The sequence below is a fragment of the Rhodococcus sp. FH8 genome (assembly GCF_019266085.1).
Classification (GTDB): Bacteria; Actinomycetota; Actinomycetes; order Mycobacteriales; family Mycobacteriaceae; genus Rhodococcus_F; species Rhodococcus_F qingshengii.
In genome coordinates this window covers 1-6,829 of sequence record NZ_LPNQ01000038.1, presented here as the reverse complement: position 1 = coordinate 6,829, position 6,829 = coordinate 1, and the positions used below count along the sequence as shown (strand labels likewise).

Sequence of the window (6,829 nt, the reverse complement as noted above, 5' to 3'; positions counted from 1 at the left end):
GCTGATACATCACCGGGGCCTCCTGCAAATGTAGGCACTACCGATCCAGGCTTCGCCTACTCGGCAACCCACGGCAACTTGCAAGCGAGTCCCCGGCCCGAAACGGGCCGACCCTCATACCGTCTAGACATACAATTCGACGAGAACGTCATCGACGAGCAGCTTCGCATAATTGACCGACAGCCATCCCGGTGTCCAGGTGCTGCTTCGTGATGGGCGCATAAGACTGAAGATCATCCGCCGTGTAATAAACGACGGCATCCAAATATTCCAGCGGATTCTGGCTCAATACCGCTGCGACAGCAAGGGTTTTGAATGTGGAACAGAACGCGAAACGCTCGTCAGCTCGATACTCGACCATCCCTCCCGTTCTCGGATTGGCCGCATATACACCCAAGCGGGCATCGTATTTGTCTTCGAGATCAGCCAGGAGGTGGGCTCGATCCTCTTCGCTTGCCGTTGACGTTTGAGAACTTGTCGTCGAAGGATTCTTCGCTGAACAACCGGCAAGCGGTACCAGCACCGCTGCGCCCAATAGCGTCCGACGCGTAACACCGCGAAACATCGTCATTCTCGCCTCTCTTGGCTATAGAAATACAGGTTGGTGAAAATGTGGATCGGCAGGGCAGGAAGCCCCGACTGGTCCGACGGCGACCCGATTGGAAAAGTGGGTCTTATCGGTCAATATCCAAGGGGTGCAGGAAGTGTCCGGCGATATCGAGTGCAGGGTTCAACCAGCCCATTCTCTGTTTCATACCGCTGTGTATGGCACTGGCTGTCAGTCCGTTGGGGATGTTTGTGTCCGGCTGACCCGGGACGTCGCTAACCCGTGCATCCCCCGAGGGCGTTCAGCTTCCGTAGCTGGTGGAGCCACTCGACGATCCGGTGATCCCACAGAAGAAACTGAAGAAATCACTCGACCCGGATGTGCTTGCGGACTCGCTGCCGAACGCACCGGCGCTACCACTGTCACTTCCACTACTCGCACTGCCGCTCGATCCTGTGCCGCAGCCCGGCGGCGTGACAGAGGTGACGGTGAGCGTCGCTGCAGTCGTGGTCGCCGTGCCGCCCGCGTTGGTGAACACCGCACGGTATTGAGTACCGCTCTGTGCCAGCGTGGCGTCAGGGACGGTCAGTGTGTTGCTCGTAGCGCCAGGGATATCGGTGAATGTCGTTCCGCCATCGGTGCTTTGCTGCCACTGCACAGTCTGGGGAGTTGCGGACGTCGCGTCCGCTGTGAACGTCGCGGTGTCACCTTCGGCAACGGTGACATCAGTTGGATTGGTGATCACTGTCGGCGCGTCGACTTCCAGCCCGATCTTGGTCAACGTTCCAGTGGTGATGCTGGTAACGAAGGTCAGGTGCCGTGTCGGATCGGTCGCGGTGTAATACGCCGTCGGGGCGGGAAGTGTCTGCGCCACGGCGCCTGTCGCGGCATCGAGGATGGCGACCAGACCACCACTTTGGAAGGGGACAGTCATGAACGATGTGCCGTTCGTCAGGTCTTGGGACTGGAAGTAGGTGCTGTTGAACGGGATAGTTCCCGTTTGAGTGTTGCTGGTGAGGCTGAAGATCGCTGCCGGCACCGGCCCTTGCTGTGAGATGAATGCACCTGCATTGTCATTCGTGAGTGCAACTTGGTGGGCAGAGGAAAATCCAGTCCATGTCGTGGTCACGACTCCGGTCGTCGTGTCGACGAGGCGTACGTTGCTGGCACCACTGGCCACATAGAGTGTTGATCCTGCAGGATTCACGGTGATGGTTTCGGACGCGTTGGGCATCGTGATCGAGGGCAGCGTGGTAGGTGCGAGCGGGTTGGTGGCGTCGAATACGCTCAGAAAGGTCGAGGAATAGTTGGCGACATAGATTCGCTTGTTGGCAGTTGATCCGTCCGGAATCGCGGGGTTGCGGTGCCAGGCCGGCGAATCCTGCGAGTTGGTCGACGCTGGTGAACGCGGCCATGTCGCCGCCGGTGGCGGCGAGGAATTCCGCGGCCAGCAGTGGACCGAAACCGGGCAGGCTCACGATGATGTCGGCGGAGCGATGTCGGCGAAATCGTTCCTCGATCGCGGTGTCGAGTTCGGCGATTTCCGCGTCGAGGGTGATCACCGCCTGCGCAAGTCGGGCGATCATCTGCGCGGCCACCGTTTCCCCGGGCAGCGAGATGCTCTGCTGCGCGGCCGCTACCGAGGCTTTCTGTGCCAATGCCGCTGCGCCGCGGACGTGCTGCTTACGCAGCCATGCTTCGATTCTGGCGACTCCGGCGCGGCGGATCGCGCTCGGCGTCTGGTACCTGGTCAGCAGCATCAAAGGCCCTTGGTTGGTCAGGGTCAGGGCACGTTCGAGCGTTGGACAGACCTCGAGCAACTGTGCCCGCAGGCGGTTGATCTGCCGGGTGCGGTCGAAGACCACATCGAGGCGGTGACCAGTCAAGATGCGCAGGTCTACAGCGATGTCATCGCCAGGCCGCAGCAGGCCGAGGTCGCGGCGGACCCGAGCCTGGTCGGCGATGACGAACGCATCGCGGGCATCGGTCTTTCCCTCACCTCGGTACCCGGCCGCGGCCCGGTGCATCATCAGGCCGGTCAGGTACGCGACTGGCTGACTGCGGGCGGCGAGCAGTCCGATCACCAAGGCAGCACCTCCTCGATTGAGGTCGATCGCCCACAACAGTTCGCCACCAGCTGCCAGCGTGAGTGCCTCGTCGATCAGAGTCGTCAACGCGGTCTCGTCGTTAGCGATCCGGCTCGAGAACAACCGCTGACCGGCCTCGTCGATCACCACACAGTGGTGATGCTCTTTACCGATATCGATTCCAGCCCACAACTTGTTCGGCACCAGCTTCACCCTTCGATCGATCTGCTCCATCCGTGCGGTTCCCTGGCAACGACCTCCCCGGCTCAGTCCTACAGCAGCGATGGCTCGCGATTCTCAATCAGCAGTCGAGTCGTTGCAGAAGCTGCGGGTGGCCATGTCCTTGAAGCAGTCCGTGCCGCACCAACATGACAGCCATACCCGCAGCTCCCAGGGGCTCTCCGATCTTACGAATGACCGGATCAAACCCGCACCTAAGAAAGTAGGACACCGACATGAGCACCGCAATCATCAACCTCGAGGAAACCGCTTCGATCACCACGTCGGGCTTGCGGCCGCCGAGAGCGTCGGCGACGTCGTCACCGAGAGTGTCCGAGGGCGCCAGGGTGCGGTTGGCACCGAGGCGAGATGCCCGATCGAGTCGTTGGTCGGCGACCCTGTGCCCGCAAGCCTTGCTCACCGCTGCGTTGGACGTTGGGACCATCCGGGCGCAACAGCACGTACCGCTGCCGACCGTGCTCCATTCGTTTCGAATCGACCTACGCACGCTGTGGGATGCACTCATCGCCGAAGGCCGATACCTTGATCTCGCTGCGCGAACCGACTTCCTCGAACTGTTGTCGGTCATAGTGTGGGAGACGGTCGAAACGAGCACCGAGGAAATGGTGCGCGGCTACCAAGTTGCTCAAGGAGGACTCGAGGAGATTCGAGCCGAGGCATTCGACCAACTGCTCATAGACGGAGCAGCTAATCACGTCGCCGTTGACAACGCCGCCCAGATTCTCGGCCTGCCAGTCTCGGGTACATTCCTGTGTCCTGTCGGGGATTTTGGCGTTCCCCAACCCGAGCTAATCGGCGGCTGCGCCCATCGATTGAGTTCCAGCGGCATCGCTCACCATTTCGGTTGGTACGGACATGAGTTACGTGCGATCGTTCACCGTCCGAATACCAGAACCAACCTCATCGACTATCTTGTCGCACTGGAGGACCACGTCTGCACCGTGGTGGACGCCGAGGGACTCGCACACGTTCCTGGCGCAATTCGCCTTGCACGGACCACAGTCGAAGGCCGAGTCACTCCAGGGGTGCGCCATGTGCGCGAGACCTGGTTGCACACTATCGCAGCTGGAAACGCCGAAGTAGCCGATGCTGTGCACAAGGCAGTGTTCGGTCCACTACAAATGCTGAGCGAGTACGAGCGCACCGCTCTGTTGGAGACTGTCGGCGACCTGGTCGCGTACGGGGGAACTATCGCGAACATCGCCGAACGCACACACAGGCACCGAAACACGGTGCGCCGACGCCTTCGGGACTTCACCACCCTCACTGGGCTCGATGTCACAAGCACCAGCGACCTAGCTGTCACGGCCCTCGCGTTGACCGTCGAACAACGCCGTTCACACAGTGGATAGAGAAGGATCAGCTACGACTTTCGCGCACCGATGCCGGGTGCCTCAACTGGAATGTTATTGATGGCGCTCGGAATCGTGCCGGGCCCGGGCGACGGTCGAGAGGTCACAGCTGCGCCCGACTTGGCCACTCTCCGGTGGCACTACACCCGACCACGCGCTCTGCCGCACCAGATCATGGACTCACCCAGGTACTGGGCCAGTAACTCGCGGTCTTCCGCAGCCCGCAGATAGCGTCGGGCAACATCGCAATCCGATTGTTTGTGGGTGTGCGACCTTCAATGAGGCTGAGTTACCAGCGTCCGCCACTGCTGTTCGGCTCGGGCTTAACGGATTACCAGCATCGCCCCCGGCGATCCGAAAGCGTCCCGCTCGTCCCTCCCGATTGTGGAGCTGAAAATTCTTACCGTTCAGGTCAGTCGAAAGTCGTATGCCTAATGTTCTTGTTCTGGCGCGTTAGGAGTAGCGTTCCGCTTCGGTGACTATCCGATAATCTTCGTGCCGAACCTTCCGACCTATCGTGATGAGTAGGATATTTTCGATGACGACATTGCTAACACGTGCGGTCGCCTGGATTGGACTCTACTTGGCAGTGGCAGTAATGCCGCTAGTGTTCGCGGTGCTCGGTCACCCCGGTCCGGGTCGGGGTTTCCTGACCGAATTCTCTGTCGCACTTGGCTTTATCGGGCTGTCGATGATGGGGATGCAGTTCGCACTGGTGGCACGCTTCCAGGCAGCGGCTGAACCCTTCGGCGAAGATGCCCTAGTTCAATTTCATCGCGAGATCTCCTATGTCGCCTTGGCGTTCATCTTGGCGCACCCGATCCTCCTGCAGCTGGCGGGAATCGACATCGTCGGACTGCTCAACCTTGCGCACGCCCCCTGGCGTGCACGGTTCGCGGTCACCTCGACAGTGCTGCTGCTGGTGCTCATTGCCACCTCGATCTGGAGACGGCGGATGAATATTCGCTACGAGGTGTGGCAAGTGCTCCACGGGGCGATCTCGGTGATAGTTGTCGCCTTCGCCGTGGCGCACGTGTTCCTGGTCGGATATTACGTCGACCATGCCTGGAAGAAATGGTTGTGGGCGATCATGACCTGCGCGTTGATCTTGCTGTTGCTGTGGGTTCGGGTGATCCGGCCGCTCGAGCGCCTTCGTCGCCCCTGGAAGATCAAGTCCGTGGTCCACGAACGCGGTGACGCCGTGACGTTGACGATGATCCCAGTCGGGCACAAGGGTTTCCGGTTCGAGCCCGGGCAGTTCGGCTGGCTGACCGTCGATCGGTCACCGTTTTCGGTGACGTCACATCCGTTCTCGTTTTCGTCGAGTGCCGAGAACGCGTCAGTGCTGTCCATGACGATCAAGGCGCTCGGCGACTTCACCTCCACCGTCCGAACTATCGCCCCGGGCACCCGCGCATACATCGACGGGCCGCACGGCGTCTTCACGCCAGATCGCAATGAAGGACCGGGATTCGTTCTCATCGCAGGAGGTGTCGGTATTACTCCGATGATCAGCATTCTGCGCACCATGGCTGACCGCAGCGACAATCGACCGTATCTGCTGTACTACGCCAGCCGCTCACTCGACGACATCACATTCGACGAGGAACTAGAAAGCCTTAAACGTCGTTTGAACCTCACCATCGTCAATATCCTGATGACGCCACCCGAAGGGTGGACCGGTGAACAAGGCTACCTCGATCGCGAAATGATCGTCCGCCACCTGCCTGATCGCTATCAGCGACTGCAGTACTTCACCTGTGGGCCCGCCCCGATGCTCAATGCTGTCGAGGAGTCACTGACCGAGCTGGGAGTGCCGGCGCAAAATCTTCACACCGAACGATTCGTTTTCGTCTGATCGGAGTCCTGATGCGACACGTTTACACCACCCGCGCCGTCATCCTCATTGCGCTCCTACTGCTAGGAGCGTCGGCCTGGTTCGGTCTGGCGATGCACTGAATTAAGCTTGTTCAGCCGCAACGACTTTCTGGATCGAAGGGGTTGCGGCCGAACGAAGGGTTTGAGTTTAGGCAGCACCCCGATCTACTCTCGCCCGTCCTGAATTCACTACCGACCGTGACAATGAGAGGGTTCGAATCCTGTGACGCAACAGGCGTATGTCGTCGTCGCCGAACTCGACATGCAATTCGACGAGAACGTCAGCGGTGAACTTCTCCCGCCCATAATCGATCACCACGGTGCCGTCCAGCGCTCGGAACTCGGCTGGGTCGAAGTCGTATTCACCATTCCTGCCGTATCCGTCCGGCAGGCCACCACCGCTGCGCTGGAAATTCTCGACACGTACACCTTAGGTTTGCTGTCCCTGCGTGTGCTGACCGCCGCTGACTTCGACCGCATCGCCGATGCAATCGAGACGCCACGGCTCCTTTCCACCGTTCACGCTGCAAAAGTCCTCGGCATTTATCGTCCGCCAGGATGATCCCGTAGCGATCAAGGAAACGAAACGGTCATCGGCCTAGACGGTATGAGGGTCGGCCCGTTTCGGGCCGGGGACTCGCTTGCAAGTTGCCGTGGGTTGCCGAGTAGGCGAAGCCTGGATCGGTAGTGCCTACATTTGCAGGAGGCCCCGGTGATGTATCAGC

Annotated in this window: 6 protein-coding genes; 3 read left to right on the top strand and 3 right to left on the bottom strand. The window is 60.2% G+C overall.

What is annotated here, in order from left to right; genetic code table 11:
• Positions 1-148: 148 nt before the first annotated feature.
• The 3 genes from ATN38_RS00380 to ATN38_RS00370 all read right to left on the bottom strand — a co-directional run bounded on the left by ATN38_RS00380 (position 149) and on the right by ATN38_RS00370 (position 2,868).
• Positions 149-571: a serine hydrolase gene (locus ATN38_RS00380; RefSeq protein WP_166814103.1), complete on the bottom strand. Its 423-nt coding sequence runs from the start codon at positions 569-571 to the stop codon at positions 149-151.
• A gap of 277 nt (positions 572-848) precedes the next feature.
• On the bottom strand, positions 849-1,586 hold the full coding sequence (locus ATN38_RS00375) for an immunoglobulin domain-containing protein (protein ID WP_166814100.1): 738 nt from the start codon (positions 1,584-1,586) through the stop codon (positions 849-851).
• Positions 1,587-1,620: 34 nt separating this feature from the next.
• Positions 1,621-2,868 carry an IS110 family transposase gene (locus tag ATN38_RS00370; protein ID WP_218747398.1) on the bottom strand — a complete coding sequence of 416 codons (1,248 nt, stop codon included), beginning with the start codon at positions 2,866-2,868 and terminating at the stop codon, positions 1,621-1,623.
• Between the two features lie 221 nt (positions 2,869-3,089).
• Between ATN38_RS00370 and ATN38_RS00365 the strand changes: the two genes are divergently transcribed.
• The 3 genes from ATN38_RS00365 to ATN38_RS00355 all read left to right on the top strand — a co-directional run bounded on the left by ATN38_RS00365 (position 3,090) and on the right by ATN38_RS00355 (position 6,666).
• A complete protein-coding gene (locus ATN38_RS00365; protein WP_218747397.1) occupies positions 3,090-4,226 on the top strand; it encodes a helix-turn-helix domain-containing protein in 1,137 nt (378 codons plus the stop codon).
• 538 nt (positions 4,227-4,764) lie between these two features.
• Complete coding sequence (locus tag ATN38_RS00360; RefSeq protein ID WP_166814096.1) at positions 4,765-6,084, top strand: ferric reductase-like transmembrane domain-containing protein; 1,320 nt, start codon at positions 4,765-4,767, stop codon at positions 6,082-6,084.
• Positions 6,085-6,327: 243 nt separating this feature from the next.
• Positions 6,328-6,666 (top strand): DNA-binding protein, encoded by a 339-nt coding sequence (locus ATN38_RS00355; protein WP_166814094.1) that lies wholly within the window; start codon positions 6,328-6,330, stop codon positions 6,664-6,666.
• Positions 6,667-6,829: the final 163 nt, after the last annotated feature.

Bases quoted from the DNA above. Each gene is read 5' to 3' on its own strand.
- ATN38_RS00380 (WP_166814103.1), bottom strand. From the start codon at position 571: ATGACGATGTTTCGCGGTGTTACGCGTCGGACGCTATTGGGCGCAGCG.
- ATN38_RS00360 (WP_166814096.1), top strand. From the start codon at position 4,765: ATGACGACATTGCTAACACGTGCGGTCGCCTGGATTGGACTCTACTTG.
- ATN38_RS00365 (WP_218747397.1), top strand. From the start codon at position 3,090: ATGAGCACCGCAATCATCAACCTCGAGGAAACCGCTTCGATCACCACG.
- ATN38_RS00370 (WP_218747398.1), bottom strand. From the start codon at position 2,868: ATGGAGCAGATCGATCGAAGGGTGAAGCTGGTGCCGAACAAGTTGTGG.